This is a genomic window from uncultured Tateyamaria sp. (genome assembly GCF_947503045.1).
Lineage (GTDB): Bacteria > Pseudomonadota > Alphaproteobacteria > Rhodobacterales > Rhodobacteraceae > Tateyamaria.
In genome coordinates, this window is record NZ_CANNCF010000001.1 from 187,915 (window position 1) to 204,950 (window position 17,036).

Consider the following 17,036-nt stretch of genomic DNA (forward strand, 5'->3'; position numbering starts at 1 on the left):
GGGCAGATTGCCCACCCTGCGCCTGTGCGAAAAGTAGGGTGGGCAATCTGCCCACCTTTGCCCTAGCGTTTGCCGTAGTAGAGGCCAACCACGTGCTCTGCCTCGGCAAAGAAGAGCCAGCGTGAGGCCAGCACACCCGCCACATGGCTTGCCACCGCAAGGGCCGCAAAGATGTGCGAGAACGGCAAGAGCAGCAGCACGATGGGCAGGCCTGCCATCAGGCCGATCGAGATCAGCCGCAGTTTCTGGCTGTGTTTGCGCCCGACGGTAAAGGCAAATTCGCGCAGCAGGTAGTTGGTGCCGGTATGGGGCGGTTCAAACGCCTTGACGCTGCCCCGTGGGCCGAGGCCTGTGGCCGTGGCAAGCGTCGTCCCTGACCCGGCCAGTGCGCCGTCGCCTTGCGCCCACAGCAGCACCTGCACCACGGCCGCAATAGACAGCAGCAACAGCGCCCATGTCACCTGACCCGACAGCAACGCGCCGCCTGCCAGGGAAAAGCTGAGGAACATGACGGGTGTCAGCGGTGAATTCCAGCGCGGGATGGTCTTGAGCTGGGTGTAGATCATCGATGTGGTGAACACGGTCAGCACCGAAAACACCGACCCGACCAGCCCCAACAGCGTCCAGCGCTGGTCAAAGAACACAAGGCCAAGCCCGTAGAGACCCATGGTGATCAGTGCGATCACGGCGCACCAACCCTCGCGACTGAGCCAGGATGAGCGCCACTGGGTGAAGGCCTTGAGCGCCCGTTCGGGGTGGCCGAGGTGGAAGGTCGAGGAGATCAGACCGCCCACAGCTGCCAGAAAGGCGATGGCAAAGAAGGCAAAGGCGGTAAAGCCGGTCACGGCGGGAAAGCCAAGGCCAAGAAAGGTCAGCAGACCAAAGCCAATGCCGCTGAACACGGTAAAGAAGATGACAGACGGAGCAGGATGCATCAGAGCTTCTCCAGCGTTTTGTCGAGCCAGCCGAGGAAGCCCTTGGCGTCCTGACCGACCGGTTCGAGATAGGGGGCGAGAATGTCGATGTCGCCTGCGGGCGCGGACAGCGTGTCCTTGGGCCGGGGCGGCAGGTACTTGTTCACCGGTTTGGTGCCCTGTTCGGGCATGAGGTTCATGCCACCGCGCTCGGCACTCAGCTTGGACACGTTGCTTTCTGGATCGGCGAAGTCACCAAAGTGACGCGCGCCTGCGGGGCAGGTGCGCACGCAGGCCGGTTCGCGGTCAATCTCGGGCAGGTTTTCGTTGTAGATGCGGTCGACGCACAGCGTGCACTTCTTCATCACCTTTTCGACCGCGTCCATCTCGCGTGCGCCGTAGGGACAGGCCCAGGCGCACAAGCCGCAACCGATGCAGTCGCTTTCGTTGACCAGCACGATGCCGTCCTCGACCCGCTTGTAGCTGGCGCCTGTGGGGCAGACGGTAACGCAAGGCGCGTCCTCGCAATGCAGGCAGGATTTGGGGAAGTGGATCAGCTGCGCCTCGGGTGCGGGCTGATCGCTGGTCGGGGTCGGCTGCACCTCGTAGCTGTGCACGCGGTTCAGGAAGGTGCCCGACGGGTTGGCCCCGTAGGCATCCGTATCTGACAGGGCGGCACCGTAGTTTTCGGTGTTCCAGCCCTTGCACGAGATCACGCAGGCATGGCAGCCCACACAGGTGTCAAGATCGATGACAAGCCCGAGCTTTTTTTGGGTCTTTTCAGGAAGTGTCGTCATGGTCGGCGGTCCTCCGCTGAGCGTATTTGGCGAGTCAAAGTGAAGTTGCTAACGTTATAAGTGCGTATTTTGAAAGGATGAGCATTATGACTTTGAAGGCAATGGTCGCGTGTGCGGCATTGATGATTGCTGGGGGTGCGGCGCAGGCCAGCACCCTTTCCGAAGACTTCAACAACGGGATGCTGAACGGCTTTGGCGTGATCAATGTCGGCAGTGGGTCTATCGTCAATGGCGGCCCCGGCGGCGACACTGATCCCTACCTGAACGTGGTGGACGATGGCAGCGGGTTTATGGCTGTCACCTTTGGTCCCAGTTGGGTCGGCGATCTGAGCGCCTTTGATGGAGCGACCTTTTCCGTGGACTACATCCAGACCGAACAGGCTGCGGGTGGCTATATCGAGAGTTTCGGCACGCTGCTGCTGACGGGCGCGGGCCGCACCATCGGTGCGGATGTGATCGGCCCCGATCCGATTGCCTCGTGGCAGTCCGCCTCGGCGGTGCTGGATGCGGCACTGTTCGGCGTCACCCAGGAGATCTGGGAAGAGGTGCTGGCCGACATCACCGAATTCAACATGCGCGCCGAAAGCTGGAGCAACCCAAGCGAGACCGTCGGCTTTGACAACTTCTTGCTGGTCGGCGCGATGCCCCCGGCTGTGCCCCTGCCCGCGGGCGGTGTGCTGTTGCTGACTGGTCTGGGCGCCTTTGCGCTGACCCGGCGCCGCAAGCGTTGAGCCGTTCAATCGGGGGGCGGTTAGCGCCCTCCGGTCCTGACGGTGTGAACCCGTCATTTGCCGATTTGCTACGCCAGAGCGCCCGGCTCCTTGCCCACGGGTGACAGCACGGGCGGTCAGACAGACCAGACAGGTCGTTCCATTGCAAAATAGTGGTAATTGGTCTCGTTCACCGCGGCGCGATAGACCATCGGCAGCCCTGCCACATGTGCGGCAAGCTTGGTCAGGTGCCAGGCCTCGTGCGCATTGACCAGCAGCATCCGTTCGGTGCCCGGTGTCCAGCCCTGCGTGGCGCAGTGGTCGTGACACTGCTCGGCAATCCGCAAGACGGACTGCGGCATCCAGTCCTCGGGAAACCCCCAGCCCCAAAGCCAGCTGTGCGTGTTCTGATTGTAGGACCCGATCACGCCGTAGCGGGCAAAGCTGGTGGTTCCGTCGGCTTGCGTGAACTTGAACAAAGCCTTTTCCGGATCGACGTTCCAGAACCCGTCCGGCTCGCCGATGCGGAATTCCTTGTAAAGCGCATCCGAGCTGTTGCCGATCTCGCAGCACAGCTGTTCGATCAGGATGCGAAACTGCGCGGATTCTTCGATCTTGTGCACGGTGCCACAGTCCAGACACTCGCGCCACATCCCGTCCCCGTCGTAGTCCGACCGGTCCATCCGGGGTGGGGATTTGGGTTTTCCAAACCCTGCGAAGCTCTTGCGAAACTGAAACATCTGGCCGCCTTTGGTCTGCCGTGACGGCAGCCACAGTGCCTTGCAAACTTGGCAAGACTGTGGCGCAGGCAGGGATATCTTGGCGGCGGTGGATCACTTACCCACCTTCCAGACCAGATCGCCGGGGTCCTTGCCAACCGGGGATTTGATCGGCGGCAGATTTGGCTGGCTTTCGGTGGGCGCGTCGGTTTTCTCGATCCGCACCTTGAGGTCGAACCACGCCGCCTGGCCGGTGATCGGATCCGAGTTGGCCCAGCGCAGCCCGTCGCCCTTGGGGGGCAGCAATTCGTGGATCAGGTGGTTGAGCAAAAAGCCCTTGGTCGCCTCGGGTGCCTTTTCATCCAGCGCCCATGCGCCTTTGCGCTTGCCGATCGCGTTCCACGTCCAGATCGTGTTTTCGTTCAGCGCGGCCATTTCCAGCACCGGCACGGTGATTTCGCCGTGCGGCGAGGTGACCCGCGCCCAGTCGCCGTCCTTGAGGTTGTTGTCGCGCATCAGTTTGGTCGGCACATAAAGCGGGTTGTGCCCGTGCAACTGCCGCAGCCATGCGTTCTGGCTGCCCCAGGAGTGGTACATCGCCATGGGCCGCTGGGTGAGTGCGGTGATGGGATAGTCATCGACCCGGTTTTCCGGCGCCGGATCGTACCAGATCGGCAGAGGGTCCATCGTGTCCTTGATCCGCTGGCGCAGATGTTCGGGCGGCTGGCGGTCGCCATGCCCTTCGGCGGCCAGCTGGAAGCGGCGCAGCGGTTCGACATAGAGCGAGAACAGGTAAGGCTGAGGCGCATCAAACAGCCCCATTTTCACCGCCCAGTCCTGATAGGCGGCGTTCCAGGGCTTGTAGTACTGCGCACCGTCCGGGATGTGTTCGACGAAAAAGCCGCCGTTCTTGATGTAGCTGTCCAGTTGCCCTTCGTTCACGCCACCACGGCCCGAAGTCAGCCCCTTTTCGCCCATGCGCCAGCCTGCAAGCGGGCCGATGCCGGGGCGGCGTTCGTGGTTGACGATGTAGTCGGCGTAATCGGCATATTTCTGGCTGCCATCGTCGTTGGTGAAGGCCGGCAGCTTCAGCTTGGCCCCCAACTCGCACAGCACAGACTGGAACCCGCGCACATCGCGGTCTGGTTCGATCACCGGCCAGCGGATCGCGTCTGCCGCCGCATCCGCCTCGCAGATGGGCCGGTCAAGCAGCGAGATACAGTCGTGGCGTTCCAGATAGGTGGTGTCAGGCAGGATCAGGTCCGCATAGGCCACCATTTCCGAGCTGTACGCATCCGAATAGATGATCCGGGGGATGATGTACTCGCCGCTGTCATCCTTGTCGGTCAGCATCTTCATGACGCCGCCGGTGTTCATGGACGAGTTCCACGACATGTTGGCCATGTACATGAACAGCGTGTCGATCTTGTAGGGGTCCCCCGCATACGCGTTCGAGATCACCATGTGCATCAGCCCATGGCTGGACATCGGGTTTTCCCATGTGAACGCCTTGTCGATGCGCGCGGGCGTGCCGTCTTCGTTCAGGGCCAGATCGTCGGGGCCGTGGGTAAAGCCCAGGTGCGGGCCGTTGAGCGGTGCGCCCTTGGTCACGCCCACGTGGGGCTTGGGGTGAGCCGTCGCAGGCTTGGGGTAGGGTGGTTTGAAGCGGAAGCCGCCGGGCACTTCGACGCTGCCCAGCAGGATCTGCAGCACGTGCAGCGCGCGGCAGGTCTGGAAGCCGTTGGCGTGGGCCGACACGCCGCGCATGGAGTGGAAAGACACCGGGCGGCCTTGCATTTTCTTGTGCTTTTCGCCGCGGAAATCGGTCCATTCCTGATCAAGCTCAAACGCCTCGTCAAAGGCGACGCGCGCGATTTCGCCTGCGATATTGCGGATGCGCTTGGCCGAGATGCCAACCCGTTCGGCAACCGCCTCGGGGCTGTATTCGTCCTTGAGGTAGCGTTCGGCCATGTGCTGCATCACGGTGCGATGGCTGATTCCTGCGTGACGGTGCGTCGCCGACAGGTCGGGTTTCACGCCTTTTTTGTCGAACGGCGTCAGCTTGCCGGTCTTGCGGTCGATCACCAGTTCCTTGCCCGCATCATCGCGCAGCAACAGGCCGAACTCGGGCGATTTTTCATCGCCGTTCACAAGGCAGGGGGCGTTGGTGTATTGGGCGAGGTAGGTGAGGTCGATCTTGCCCGCTTTCATCAGGCAGTGGACAAGAGCGAGGATGAACAGCCCGTCGGTGCCGGGGGTGATCCCGACCCAGTCGTCGGCCACGGCGTTATAGCCCGTGCGGATCGGGTTCACCCCGATCACACGCGCGCCGCGCGCCTTGATCTTGCCGATGCCCATCTTGATCGGGTTGGAGTCGTGATCTTCGGCAACGCCGAACAGCATGAACAGCTTGGTGTGGTCCCAATCGGGCTGGCCGAATTCCCAGAACGCGCCGCCCATCGTGTAGATGCCTGCGGCGGCCATGTTGACCGAGCAGAACCCGCCATGGGCTGCGTAGTTGGGGGTGCCAAAGCTTTGCGCCCAGAGCGAGGTGAAGGATTGCGACTGATCGCGGCCCGTGAAAAAGGCCAGCTTTTCGGGGTTGTCACGGCGCACGGGTTCCAGCCAGTCGGTGGCGATCTGCAGCGCCTCATCCCAGCTGATTTCCTCGAATGCGCCCGATCCGCGCGGGCCGACCCGTTTCAGCGGGGCCTTGAGGCGCGAGGGGGCGTTGATCTGCATGATCCCCGCAGAGCCCTTGGCGCAGAGCACGCCCTTGTTCACCGGGTGATCGCGGTTGCCTTCGATATAGGCGACCTTGCCCGACTTGAGGTGCACGTTGATGCCACAGCGACAGGCGCACATGTAACAGGTCGTCTTGCGGATCTCGTCAGAGACCTTGGGCGACAGATCAAGCTTGGGCTGGTTCATGTGCTCTCCTTTAGCGCGGCGGCTTGCAGCGCGGTCACGGCGATCATGTGCACCACATCATCGGCAGTGCACCCACGTGACAGGTCATTGGCGGGCTTGGCAAGGCCTTGCAGGACCGGGCCGATGGCCGTGCAGCCGCCGATGCGCTGCGCGATCTTGTAGCCGATATTGCCCGCATCGAGGTTGGGAAAGACCATGACATTGGCATGGCCTGCCACGTCTGATCCCTTGGCCTTGGATGCGCCGACCTCTGGCACAAAGGCCGCGTCGAACTGCAATTCTCCGTCCGATGCGAGGCCGGGGTGGGACTGTTTCAAAAGCGCTGCGGCCTCTGACACTTTGGTGACGGCGGCGTGGCGCGCGCTGCCCATGGTGGAAAAGGACAGCATGGCGACCTTGGGTATGTCCCCCAGCAGTGCGGTGAGGGATGCGGCCGATTGTGCGGCGATGGCGGCGAGTTCCTCGCTGCCGGGGTCGATGACCAGCCCGCAATCGGAAAAGATCATCGCCTCACGCCCCGAGGCATGCCCCTCGGGCAGAACCATCAGGAAAAAGCTGGAGACAAGCGCGGCATCCTTGGCCTTGCCAATCACCTGCAAGGCGGCGCGCACCGTGTCGGACGTGGTGGCCACAGCACCGCCGACCGTGCCATCTGCGTGGCCCTCGCGCACCATCATGGCGGCAAAGACAAGCGGGTCGGGTACGATTTGCGCGGCCTTTTCGGGCGTGACGCCCTTGTGCTGGCGCAGGGCGTGGAAGGCGTCGATGAACCCGGCGGTGAGTTCGGATTGTGCGGGGTCGGCGATCTGCAGGGCCTCTGACGGGGCGGCGCCTGCGGCAGCCAGCGCATCGGTCAGGGTTGCGGTCTCTCCGACAAGGGAAATGCGGGCCAGTCCTTCGGACGAGGCCTTGATGGCGGCGGCGATGATCCGGGGATCACCGCCTTCGCTCAGCACAATATGTGCGGGTTGGGCCGCTGCGCGGCTCTGGAGGGTGTCCAGTACGCTCATGCGGCCCATCCTGTTCGTTCAAGAAAATCCACGTGGATCAAACAACCTGCGGACGCATGTCGTCTTTGCTGATGCCAGCGACCTGAACCGGCTTCTTCATCGCGTCGCGACGGAAGGGGTCACCGAGTTCCTGGTTGATCATGGCTTCGATCAGGGTGGTGATGCCATTTTCCATCTGGTCCTTGATCGCCTGATCCAGCGCCGCAGTCAGCTCTTCCTGTGTGCGGGCAACGACGCCTTTGAGGCCACAGGCATTCGCGATCCCCGCATAGGAGACATCCTCGTCCAGCTCGGTGCCGACAAAGTTGTCATCAAACCACAGGGTCGAGTTCCGCTTTTCCGCGCCCCACTGGTAGTTGCGGAAGACGATCTGCGTGATGGCAGGCCAGTCGCCGCGACCAATGGCGGTCAGTTCGTTGACCGAGATGCCAAAGGCGCCGTCACCGGCAAAGCCGACAACCGGTACATCGGGCTTGCCGATTTTCGCGCCCACGATCGAGGGCAGACCATATCCACAGGGGCCGAACAGGCCTGGGGCCAGGTACTTGCGGCTTTCGTTGAACGACGGATAGGCGTTGCCGATGGCGCAGTTGTTGCCGATGTCGGAGGAGATGATCGCCTCGACGGGCAGAGCGGCCTGAATGGCGCGCCATGCCATGCGGGGGGCCATCCAGTCAGGCTTGGCCGCGCGCGCACGCTCGTTCCAGTTGGTGCCCGGATCGTCCTGTTCCTCGGTCATCGAAGTCAGTTCCTGCGCCCATGCGGATTTCTTGGTCGCGATGGCATTCTTGCGCTCGGCGCGGTTGGTGTCTCCTGCGTCATCGCTGAGTTGCGCGGTGATGCCCTTGGCGACCTTGGCCGCGTCGCCGACGATGCCGACGGTGACCTTTTTGGTCAGGCCGATACGGTCGGGGTTCAGGTCAACCTGAATGATCTTGGCGTCTTTGGGCCAGTAGTCGATGCCGTAGCCGGGCAGGGTCGAGAACGGGTTGAGGCGTGTGCCGAGGCACAGAACCACGTCCGCCTCGCTGATCAGCTGCATGCCGGCCTTGGAGCCGTTATAGCCCAGCGGACCTGCGAACAGCGGGTGGTTGCCGGGGAAGGCGTCGTTGTGCTGGTAGCCAACGCAGACCGGGGCGTCGAGACGCTCGGCCAGAATGCGCGAGGCTTCGATGCCACCTTTGGACAGAACCGCACCGGCGCCGTTCAGGATGACAGGGAATTTCGCTTCGCTCAGCATCTTGGCGGCTTCGGCCACGGCGGCGTCGCCACCCTGGGGCAGTTCGAAGTCCACGATGACGGGCAGTTCGATGTCGACCACTTGGGTCCAGAAGTCGCGGGGGATGTTGATCTGTGCGGGGGCCGAGGCGCGCTTGGCCTGCATGATCACCCGGTTCAGGGTTTCGGCGATGCGCGACGGGTCGCGGACCTCTTCCTGATAGGCGACACAGTCGGCGAACAGGTTCATCTGCTCCATTTCCTGGAAGCCACCCTGACCGATCGTTTTGTTGGCGGCCTGTGGCGTAACCAAAAGTACAGGAGTGTGGTTCCAGTATGCGGTTTTCACGGCTGTGACGAAGTTCGTGATGCCGGGGCCGTTTTGCGCGATCATCATGCACATCTTGCCAGTGGCGCGGGTAAACCCGTCGGCCATCATGCCGCCGGATGTTTCATGGGCACAGTCCCAGAATTTGATTCCGGCATCGGGGAAGATATCGGAAATCGGCATCATGGCCGAGCCGATGATCCCGAAAGCGTTATCGATGCCATGCATCTGCAGTGTTTTAACAAAGGCTTCTTCGGTGGTCATTTTCATGACGGCGCTCTCCCAAAATGAAAAGGGGGAGTCGAATCCCCCCGGTTGTGTTGTGCTCAGGGTAGTGTTCCATGCGACGTGGCGTTAGGGCCAGTTGAAATCGCCGTTTAGGTCCAGACTAGTTACCGATCACTTTGGCGATGCGGGCAATTCCCTCGGCGATGCGGTCCGACTGGATCGAGGAATACCCAAGCCGGTAGTAATTGCGCGGCGTGTCCTGACCGGAAAAGAACGCATTGCCCGGTTCGATCAGCACGCTGGCCTCTTGCAGGTCGGTGGCGAGTTGGCGGGCATCCGTTCCGGCGGGCCCCCGCATCCAGAAGGACGAGCCGCCAAACCCGCCCAGCCCCGCGATCTCGAGCCCATGGGCGTCGATGGCCGTCTGCATGGCGGTGCGCCGAGCGTGCAGGGCGGCCCCCATCTTGCGGATCTGGGAATCGTAGTGTCCCATCGACAAAAAGTAGGCGGCGGTGCGCTGGATATGTCCGGGCGGGTGGCGCAGCACCGAGGCGCGCAGGGCCCGGGCTTCACGGATAAACGGTTCAGAACCCACGAGAAATCCAAGGCGCAGGCCCGGAAACAGCGACTTGGAAAAGCTGCCCACATAAATCACGCGCCCGTCCACATCCATCGACTTGAGCGCGGGCGAGGGCGGGTCGAGAAAGGACATCTCGAACTCGTAATCATCCTCGACAATCAGCGCATCAAGGCTGCGGGCCTGATCCAGCAGGTCCTGCCGCCGCTCCATCGGCATGGTCGAGGTGGTCGGGCACTGGTGGCTGGGCGTGGCAAAAATCACGTCTGCCTGGGGCGGGATCGCATCCGGCGGCAGCCCTTTGTGATCCACCCGCACAGGCGCCATATGGCACCGGGATTGCATCAGAATTTCACGCAAGGCCGGATAGCACGGGTCCTCGAATGCAGCCGTGCGGCGCTGGGTCAGCAGCACCTGCGCCGTCAGCCAGAGCGCGTTCTGGGCGCCCATGGTGATCAGAATCTGATCAGAATTGGCCGAGATTCCACGCCGGGGCAGGGTATTGCGCTGGATAAACTCGATCAGTTGCGGGTCGTCGCGGTCATAATAATCAGCCGTCAGCGCGGAAAAGTCGCGCTGCCCGAGGGCCTGCAGGGCGCATTGCCGCCAGTTGGCGTGGTCAAAGAGCTGCGGGTCGGTCTGTCCGTAGATGAAGGCATAGCGGAAGCGGGCCCAGTCCTTGGGTTTGCTGAGGGTGCGACCACCGGAATAGCGCTGCCCGATGGCGCGGGCCCAGTCCACCGACTCGGCCGTCATGGGCTGGGGCTGGTAGATCGGCGGCACCGGCGCGTTGTCCGACACGTAATAGCCTGACCGGCCCCGCGCGGTCAGATAGTCCGACGCCACCAGCTCGGTATAGGCGAGGGTCACGGTGATCCGGCTGATGCCCAGATGGGCGGCCAGTTTGCGGGTCGAGGGCAGCTTTTCCCCGGTGCCGAAACGGCCCGACAGGATGCCATGCGCGATCATTTGCTGCACCTGGCTTTGCAACGTGCCCTGATGGTTGGGGGACAGAAAGAATGTTTCGATAGGCAGCGCCATAAGGGCACTGTAATCTGGACTTATCAACAATTCAATCTGGTAATATTTGCGGCCAGAAACTGCCCAGTCCGGCGCGGGCAGACTGAGTCGTTTTCATCGGCTCCTGATGATTAGTGAGACGTTTTGTATCAAAAAAACGCGCGATTGCAAGACCTGTTTTGAAAAAGAGCGATACACCATGCGTACACACACTGTGCACAGGCTGTGCACCGTTCTGTCACATCATCCGCTCTTAACCTTGAAAACGCAAAATTGCCGGGTGCCGAGACATGACAGGAGACACCCCGAGATGACCCATTCCACACGCACCGGCCACAAGGCTGACATGACAACCGAGCTGGAGCGTCTGCAGGACGATCTGTTTGTGAACTGGATCGACCGGAGCCTGCCGGACGATTGGGACGGTCTGGACTATCGCGAGCCGGTGGCGCGCCACAGGACCCGGATCACCATGCGCGTGGACAGCGACATGCTGCGCTGGTTTCGCAAGCTGGGCCCCGGATATCAGGCGCGAATGAACCGGGTGCTGCGGATCTACTGGACGTCGCTGCTGGCCGGGCACATCAAGGGCTATCCCGATGACAACGTCTTTCCCCGCGTGCATGCCGAAGCGATGCGCGTGCTGGAAGGGATGAAGGCGGACCGGGGCGGGCGTGACCTGACGGAGTGAGTGCGCACAGGCCTTGAGCGGCGAGGCCTGCCGCCCTGCGCACAATGACACCCATATGCAGACCCAAGTGCGCGCCCTTCGCCCGACCGCTTGCGGGACGCAAAGAAAAACGGGTGACCGTAAGGGGCGCCCGTTCAAAACCGATGGGTCACATGGGTTTGGTCAGTTGGCCTTGCGGGGTTCGCGGACCACAAGGCCAAAGATTCCGAGCACCGTCCGCACCAGAGGCATGGGCTGAGATGTTGTTCCTTGCGTCAGGTCGAGGTTCCTGAACACGCCGGTCTGGCTGTCGGCATAGACACCGGCGCGGCCATCGCCGGAACGTGTCGCCATGATGGTTTGCGCCCCTGTGGCCGGGGTACTGTGTGCCCCCTGTTTCCTGCGGTTTCGAAGGGGTGCGCCTATTGCGACTTGAGCGCGTCGATCTGCTCTGCCGCCTTGTCGGTCGGCACGAACTGGTCTGGCCTTTGAACGGAATAGAGCCCGTCCCGCTGGGTCTTTTGCAGATACCAAAGGCCTGACTGGCCGTCCGCGATCTGCACATCCGCGCTGGAGATCAGCCCGCCCGGCCGGGTTGGCGCAAGCAGGACACGCACGCTTTGGCCTTGCGTGCTGCCCTTGAGGACCTCGCCGATGTCCACTGTGCCGATGGTTTCAAGATTGTCAGACCCGGCGATCTCATGGGTGGTCCGCCCGGTCAGGACGCCGGTCACGATCAGGTCGGACGCCGCCTGGATTTCGGTAGGTGTGCGGTATTCCCAGTCACCCATCGCGGTGCTCGCTGTGCTGACAAGGGCAAGGCACAAAAAAAAAGACGCCAGAAGGCGTCCAATGCGTGAGGGTCCCATTTGTTTTGTGATCAAACGGGGCCCTCGCATGGTTCGGTTCGCCCTCAGGCGGCCTTTTTCGTGGACCGGCGGCCATAGGCACCAAAGCCTGCGCAGACCGCCAGCAGCGCCCAGCCCATTGCGGGCAGTGGCACGGGGTTTGGATTTGGCGTGACCTGCACATCGCGCAGACCGACGGCACCAATCAGCTGGCCGAACTTGGCATATGTGAATTCGCGATCCAGTACGCGCTGGCTGTTCGGCATGGATGTCGCGCCGGACCCCATCACGCCCCAGGCGGACTCGCCGGGGTTCGCGGCTTGGGCACCTGCGTGCTCAAGCGACAGGGCGTGGGCGATTTCGTGCGAGGTTGTGCCCGCGATCAGGTTGAAGAGCTGGTCGTTGTCGGCGGCAAGGCCGGCAATGCTCGAAATGGCGTCGGTGTAGATGGAGCCGACAACTGCGCCTGTTGTCACACCGAAGTTTGGGCCAGAGCCGGCAGCGTTGCGCACGCAGGACAGGCAAGCCTGACCAAAGAGCCCGGGGTTGGCCGGAACGGCGGTCCCGATTTGCATGAAGTAGTATTCGGTGTCCATGTTGGACGGCGCATTGCCGATGGAGCCGATCACGAAGTCAATGTCGAGTTCCTGGCCGACGGGCAGGGGGCTGCTGGGATTGAGGCCAACAGTCGGGTACTGGCGGAAGTGGTTTTCGACCTTCTGCAGAACGCCGTTCTTGATCTCGGTGTCGTTCAGGCCGGAAAAGCCGAACGGGGTCGAGTTGAAGGCGTTGGTGGTTGATCCGAAGATGTCACTGCTGCCGATGGTGTCGAAATCCAGCACGAATGTCAGTGCAGACGCAGGGCTGGACAGAGCGATGAAAACGCTCGCTGCCGCTGCTTTGAGAAAGTTGCGTTTCATAAGTTTACTCCTAATGACCTTAACAAATAGCCGTGGTCGGGACAGAATCCCACATTTCCGTTACCGGGATAGGGTGCCAGCCAAACGCCTTCAAAGCAATCCCAGACTGGGTGGTGGCTGAAATTTTCAATGCATTTCACTACAATTGCGCGAAATTTTTGGAAATTGTCCCGGCCCTGGCGCTAATAATCGGACGTCGGGCGTGTTTCTTGCAACTTTGTAACGCTGCGCGACTCACCCTGCGGTGCCGTCTGGTCCGTCCTTTGGGCCCGATTGTGCAGGTGAGGTCAGAGGGGCGCGCAACCCTTGCCCGCCTTGATTGAATCGTCGCAGGATGAGCCATGGGCAAGCATCTGTCATTCTGGATCGGGTTCTTTGCGGCGGCCTTGCTGATTGTCCCCATCGCTGCCGGGATCATGGGCGTGGCCGAAGAGCGGTTGCGTCAGGCGGCTGTCTTTATCTTTGCCGGGGTGTCGGCGCTGGTCGTGGTTCTGGTCATCGCACTGTTTTTTCGCGACCGGATCCTGCGCCGTCTGGTCGGGCGTGCCGAAACCACGCTGGAAGAGGTGAGCGGATCGCTGGTGGATGCGGTGACGGCGGCCAGCAAGGGCGACGCGGACGCGGCGGCGCGCCATGCCCGCGCCTTGGTGCAGGGCGGAGTCGGCTGGTATGCGTGGTCTAACTTTTACCGCTGGGTGATTGGTGCGGCCCTTGGGCTGTTGCTGGCCTTTGGCGCCTTTGTCGGCACTGTGCTGCTGTTTGAACAGACCCGCACCCTGCGCGTGCAGACCGAACGGATCGGCGAACAGACCGAGGTGATGGCGGCGCAGACCAGATGGTTGAGCGAGCAAACCGCAGAAGCAATAACGCAAAATGAGATATCTACCATAGAGCTGGAGAATGATCTCCGAAATCAGATGCTTGCTTCGATTGAAACCCGGTCTTTGACAGAATGGTTAAACACGATTGGCCGCCGCGGAGTTGGCAAGCCAATCGTCACTTACGCTGCGGAGACTGAGGCCTGCGGGTTGGGCTTTCATCCAGTGCATGTTCTGTTTTCCCGTCCAAGTGATGCAACTTTGGGTGCAATCGCGAATCTGGCCAAAAGCCCGGCACTTGGTGAACGAACGAAAACTGCCTTGGAGCTACTTACACAAGACAGAAATGGTGGCGTAGCGCTCGGTGCACTTTTGGTGCTTGAATCGATTGATCAACCCTACATGGACGAAGTGACGCTCAGGCAAGTTATGCTGGCTGAACCGTTTTCGTTTCGATCGCAGGGGTATCGATTGGTGTTCGCCGGCTCTTACATCCATGATCTGGATTGCGACGGCTGCACAATTCATTTGGCGGCGTCGGTGATGCTGACGCAAGGTTCTGAATCTGTTTCTGGGTTCGCCAGTGTTTTGGCCAATCGCAAAACTGTTCAGCGAAAGGCAGAAGAACCGTGGGACGGACTGTTATTGGCGCGAGATGAAGACATGTCCCAACTTGATCAAGGCGCGGTGTCTTTGAAGAATGGCCCGTTTTTTTCACAAACGATGAAGGCTTGGACAACACCAGACGAAGGCGCGACCATCTGCGACCAGTTTGAGAAACTGGCCCGAATTAACCCCATGCTCAATGCGGTTTCACTTGGTACGACAGGCGGCGGGACTGAGTAAGGCGGGCGTGTCGCCCGCCCGTTTGGCGCGCTGTCCGGATCGTGGACTTCAAATTCAGCGCGAAACCCGTTACGGTCGCATCATTAGGAAAACTGAATTTGGGGACTGTTATGACTATTCTGACGCATAATTTCCGTCTGCTGGCCTTGGCCGCATCACTGTCACTGGGATTGGGAAGCACGGCCTTTGCGGCCAGTACCACCGTCCTTTACGATCAGGATTTCGAGAATCCGAACGCCTTTATCGGCAGCAGGCGATCCGATGTGGACGCCCAGAAGGTCAACGTGAACTATGGCAACCAGCCTGCCGGGTTCACCTTTGGCAACACGTTCACGGTCGAGACCATCAACGTCACCGACAGCACAAATCCCGGCGGTGACCGGCAGTTCAACTCGATTGGCGGTTACACCGGCGATCTGGCCCAATCCGGAGATTTTGTGATCGGGATGCTGTCGACCGCACAGGACGATCTGCTGGGCCTGACCTTTGATGTCACCGGGTTTGATTTCCTGAACGTGCAGATCGATCTGACCAACCTTGATCTGGAATGCTGTGGTGCGCCATTTCATTCCGGCAGTTTTGACACCACGCCCGATTTCCAGTTCTCGCTGTTTGACGGGCAGGGCACGGGCGGGATTGGTGGCGGCACCTTGCTGGACCGCAAGGTGTTTTCCCCGGACGCCTCGGCGCGGCACGTGATCGACTTTTCGACCTTTACCTTTGGGCTGGATGCCAAGGACACCACCGACGGTCTGGTGACCCTGCAGATTGACCTGTTGTCGGGGGGCTATGCGGCCTTTGACAACCTCCGCATCGCGGCCTCGGACACCGAAGGCAATGTGGGCGTCGTCCCCCTGCCCGCGGCGGCGTGGTTCCTGTTGGCGGGGATTGGAATGCTGGCTGGATTGCGCAGACACGCGGTCTGACGCACCTGCCCCGATTATGCAAAAAGGCCCCGGCGATGACCGGGGCCTTTTTCATTGCGTTTCAAGCTGTTGAGGCTTAACCGAAGACCTCTGTCAGCGCCTTGTCCACGGCGCCCACAATGTGGTCGATGTTGTCCTTGGTGGCGATCAGCGCAGGCGAGAAGCACAGCGTGTTGTTCCGACCCGGCAGGGACCGGTTGGTCGCCCCGATGATCACCGCCTGCTTCATGCAGTTGCCGACCACCGCCTGCACCAGTTTCTCATCCGCCGGTTCGCGGGTGCTGCGGTCTGCGACCAGTTCGGCACCGAGGAACAGGCCCTTGCCACGCACGTCGCCGATGGCTTCGTGCTTGTCCTTGAGCGCGCGCAGTTGGTCGAGCATGTAGTCGCCCATGGCCACGGTGTTGCCCAGCAGGTCCTCGTCTTCGATGATCCGCATGTTTTCGATGGCCGCTGCGGGCCCGGCGGTGCAGCCGCCAAAGGTCGAGATGTCGCGGAAGTAGTTCATGTTGTCCGAGGTGTCGTCCTTGAACATGTCGAACACGTCGTTGGTGGTGACCATGCAGGCAATCGCCGCATAGCCCGAGGCGACGCCTTTGGCCATCGTCACGAAGTCGGGTTTGATGCCGTAGTGCTGGTAGCCGAACCATTCGCCGGTCCGACCAACGCCACAGACGACCTCGTCGATATGCAGCAGGATGTCGTATTTCTTGCAGATTTCCTGCACCCGGGGCCAGTAGCCGTCGGGTGCCTCGATCACGCCGCCGCCTGCGGTGACCGGCTCAAGGCAGAGCGCGCCCACGGTGTCGGGGCCTTCGCGCAGGATGATTTCCTCGATCTGGTTGGCCGCCCATTCGCCGTAGTTCTGATCGGGCGCGCCGTCCTGTTCGTGCTTGCGGTACTCAAGGCAGTGCGGCACGCGCACGAAACCCGGTGTGTAGGGCCCGTATTGTGCGTTGCGTTCGTCCTGGCCACCTGCAGACAGGCAGGCAATCGTGGTGCCGTGATAGTCGCGGTCGCGGTAGAGGATCTTGTGTTTCTTGCCGCCATAGCGCTTGTGCGCGATCTGGCGCACCATCTTGAAGGCTTTCTCGTTCGCCTCGGAGCCGGAGTTGCAGTAATAGACCCGGTCCATGCCCGGCATCTTGGTCAACAGCTTTTCGGCAAAGAGCGCGCCGGGGATCGAGCCCACGGTGCCGCCAAAGAAGTTCATCTTCACAATCGCGTCGCGCACCGCGTCGCCGATCGTTTCACGGCCGTAGCCGACGTTGACCGTCCAGACGCCGCCGGACACCGCGTCGATATGTTCGATGCCCTTCTGGTCCCAGACATTGATTCCCTTGCCCTCGACGATGATCTTGGGGTCGGCGCCCGTAAAGAAGGGCTGGTGCTGAACCAGGTGGTGCCACACATTCGCGCGATCCGCTTCGATCACACGGCTGATATCGTTTTCGTTGAACGTGCCGTCCATGGGTTTGGAACCTTTCGATGAAGAGCGGGGCCAATGTTCAAAAGGAATCTGGCCCCCGCGTGGCGGCATAATCGCTGAGAATCTA

General features: G+C 61.4%; 15 protein-coding genes. 4 read left to right on the top strand and 11 right to left on the bottom strand.

From position 1 onward, the window contains the following. Positions 1-62: 62 nt before the first annotated feature. Together Q1A89_RS00940 and Q1A89_RS00945 are read right to left on the bottom strand one after the other, a co-directional pair. A complete protein-coding gene (locus Q1A89_RS00940) occupies positions 63-935 on the bottom strand; it encodes a DmsC/YnfH family molybdoenzyme membrane anchor subunit (protein ID WP_299722401.1) in 873 nt (290 codons plus the stop codon). After that, on the bottom strand, positions 935-1,711 hold the full coding sequence (locus Q1A89_RS00945; protein ID WP_299722404.1) for a 4Fe-4S dicluster domain-containing protein: 777 nt from the start codon (positions 1,709-1,711) through the stop codon (positions 935-937). The genes Q1A89_RS00940 and Q1A89_RS00945 overlap by 1 nt, the downstream gene beginning before the upstream one ends. Before the next feature lie 86 nt (positions 1,712-1,797). On the opposite strand from Q1A89_RS00945, the gene Q1A89_RS00950 reads away from it, so the two are divergent. Beyond that, complete coding sequence (locus Q1A89_RS00950; RefSeq protein ID WP_299722407.1) at positions 1,798-2,442, top strand: VPLPA-CTERM sorting domain-containing protein; 645 nt, start codon at positions 1,798-1,800, stop codon at positions 2,440-2,442. A gap of 116 nt (positions 2,443-2,558) precedes the next feature. On the opposite strand, the gene Q1A89_RS00955 is transcribed toward Q1A89_RS00950, so the two are convergent. From Q1A89_RS00955 to Q1A89_RS00975, 5 genes are all read right to left on the bottom strand, one after another. Next, complete coding sequence (locus Q1A89_RS00955) at positions 2,559-3,161, bottom strand: DUF6882 domain-containing protein (protein ID WP_299722410.1); 603 nt, start codon at positions 3,159-3,161, stop codon at positions 2,559-2,561. A 93-nt stretch (positions 3,162-3,254) separates the two neighbouring features. Then, positions 3,255-6,071, bottom strand: coding sequence for a molybdopterin oxidoreductase family protein (locus tag Q1A89_RS00960; protein ID WP_299722413.1), 2,817 nt, complete (start codon positions 6,069-6,071; stop codon positions 3,255-3,257). After that, entirely contained in the window at positions 6,068-7,081 is a 1,014-nt protein-coding gene (gene pta, locus Q1A89_RS00965) for a phosphate acetyltransferase (protein ID WP_299722415.1), read from the bottom strand. Before pta ends, Q1A89_RS00960 begins: the two co-directional genes overlap by 4 nt. A 37-nt stretch (positions 7,082-7,118) precedes the next feature. Then, complete coding sequence (gene xsc / locus Q1A89_RS00970) at positions 7,119-8,897, bottom strand: sulfoacetaldehyde acetyltransferase (protein WP_299722417.1); 1,779 nt, start codon at positions 8,895-8,897, stop codon at positions 7,119-7,121. 118 nt (positions 8,898-9,015) lie between these two features. Beyond that, a complete protein-coding gene (locus tag Q1A89_RS00975) occupies positions 9,016-10,473 on the bottom strand; it encodes a PLP-dependent aminotransferase family protein (RefSeq protein WP_299722419.1) in 1,458 nt (485 codons plus the stop codon). Positions 10,474-10,762: 289 nt separating this feature from the next. On the opposite strand from Q1A89_RS00975, the gene Q1A89_RS00980 reads away from it, so the two are divergent. Further along, positions 10,763-11,143 (top strand): BrnA antitoxin family protein, encoded by a 381-nt coding sequence (locus Q1A89_RS00980; protein WP_299722421.1) that lies wholly within the window; start codon positions 10,763-10,765, stop codon positions 11,141-11,143. 162 nt (positions 11,144-11,305) lie between these two features. Here the strand turns inward: Q1A89_RS00980 and Q1A89_RS00985 are convergent, their stop codons facing one another. The 3 genes from Q1A89_RS00985 to Q1A89_RS00995 all read right to left on the bottom strand — a co-directional run bounded on the left by Q1A89_RS00985 (position 11,306) and on the right by Q1A89_RS00995 (position 12,890). Continuing rightward, complete coding sequence (locus tag Q1A89_RS00985) at positions 11,306-11,476, bottom strand: hypothetical protein (protein WP_299722424.1); 171 nt, start codon at positions 11,474-11,476, stop codon at positions 11,306-11,308. A gap of 68 nt (positions 11,477-11,544) precedes the next feature. Then, complete coding sequence (locus Q1A89_RS00990; protein WP_299722427.1) at positions 11,545-11,913, bottom strand: hypothetical protein; 369 nt, start codon at positions 11,911-11,913, stop codon at positions 11,545-11,547. Positions 11,914-12,035: 122 nt separating this feature from the next. After that, a complete protein-coding gene (locus Q1A89_RS00995; RefSeq protein WP_299722430.1) occupies positions 12,036-12,890 on the bottom strand; it encodes a hypothetical protein in 855 nt (284 codons plus the stop codon). Positions 12,891-13,231: 341 nt separating this feature from the next. On the opposite strand from Q1A89_RS00995, the gene Q1A89_RS01000 reads away from it, so the two are divergent. Both Q1A89_RS01000 and Q1A89_RS01005 read left to right on the top strand, forming a co-directional pair. Then, the gene (locus Q1A89_RS01000; RefSeq protein WP_299722433.1) at positions 13,232-14,554 is read left to right on the top strand and encodes a hypothetical protein; all 1,323 of its coding nucleotides are present in this window, start codon (positions 13,232-13,234) and stop codon (positions 14,552-14,554) included. A gap of 110 nt (positions 14,555-14,664) precedes the next feature. After that, positions 14,665-15,480 carry a VPLPA-CTERM sorting domain-containing protein gene (locus tag Q1A89_RS01005; protein ID WP_299722436.1) on the top strand — a complete coding sequence of 272 codons (816 nt, stop codon included), beginning with the start codon at positions 14,665-14,667 and terminating at the stop codon, positions 15,478-15,480. A 76-nt stretch (positions 15,481-15,556) separates the two neighbouring features. Here Q1A89_RS01005 and Q1A89_RS01010 read toward each other — a convergent pair whose 3' ends face one another. Further along, the gene (locus tag Q1A89_RS01010; RefSeq protein WP_299722439.1) at positions 15,557-16,951 is read right to left on the bottom strand and encodes an aminotransferase class III-fold pyridoxal phosphate-dependent enzyme; all 1,395 of its coding nucleotides are present in this window, start codon (positions 16,949-16,951) and stop codon (positions 15,557-15,559) included. Positions 16,952-17,036 lie beyond the last annotated feature (85 nt).

Bases quoted from the DNA above. Each gene is read 5' to 3' on its own strand.
- Q1A89_RS00940 (WP_299722401.1), bottom strand. From the start codon at position 935: ATGCATCCTGCTCCGTCTGTCATCTTCTTTACCGTGTTCAGCGGCATT.
- Q1A89_RS00945 (WP_299722404.1), bottom strand. From the start codon at position 1,711: ATGACGACACTTCCTGAAAAGACCCAAAAAAAGCTCGGGCTTGTCATC.
- Q1A89_RS00950 (WP_299722407.1), top strand. From the start codon at position 1,798: ATGACTTTGAAGGCAATGGTCGCGTGTGCGGCATTGATGATTGCTGGG.
- Q1A89_RS00955 (WP_299722410.1), bottom strand. From the start codon at position 3,161: ATGTTTCAGTTTCGCAAGAGCTTCGCAGGGTTTGGAAAACCCAAATCC.
- Q1A89_RS00960 (WP_299722413.1), bottom strand. From the start codon at position 6,071: ATGAACCAGCCCAAGCTTGATCTGTCGCCCAAGGTCTCTGACGAGATC.
- pta (WP_299722415.1), bottom strand. From the start codon at position 7,081: ATGAGCGTACTGGACACCCTCCAGAGCCGCGCAGCGGCCCAACCCGCA.
- xsc (WP_299722417.1), bottom strand. From the start codon at position 8,897: ATGAAAATGACCACCGAAGAAGCCTTTGTTAAAACACTGCAGATGCAT.
- Q1A89_RS00975 (WP_299722419.1), bottom strand. From the start codon at position 10,473: ATGGCGCTGCCTATCGAAACATTCTTTCTGTCCCCCAACCATCAGGGC.
- Q1A89_RS00980 (WP_299722421.1), top strand. From the start codon at position 10,763: ATGACCCATTCCACACGCACCGGCCACAAGGCTGACATGACAACCGAG.
- Q1A89_RS00985 (WP_299722424.1), bottom strand. From the start codon at position 11,476: ATGGCGACACGTTCCGGCGATGGCCGCGCCGGTGTCTATGCCGACAGC.
- Q1A89_RS00990 (WP_299722427.1), bottom strand. From the start codon at position 11,913: ATGGGTGACTGGGAATACCGCACACCTACCGAAATCCAGGCGGCGTCC.
- Q1A89_RS00995 (WP_299722430.1), bottom strand. From the start codon at position 12,890: ATGAAACGCAACTTTCTCAAAGCAGCGGCAGCGAGCGTTTTCATCGCT.
- Q1A89_RS01000 (WP_299722433.1), top strand. From the start codon at position 13,232: ATGGGCAAGCATCTGTCATTCTGGATCGGGTTCTTTGCGGCGGCCTTG.
- Q1A89_RS01005 (WP_299722436.1), top strand. From the start codon at position 14,665: ATGACTATTCTGACGCATAATTTCCGTCTGCTGGCCTTGGCCGCATCA.
- Q1A89_RS01010 (WP_299722439.1), bottom strand. From the start codon at position 16,951: ATGGACGGCACGTTCAACGAAAACGATATCAGCCGTGTGATCGAAGCG.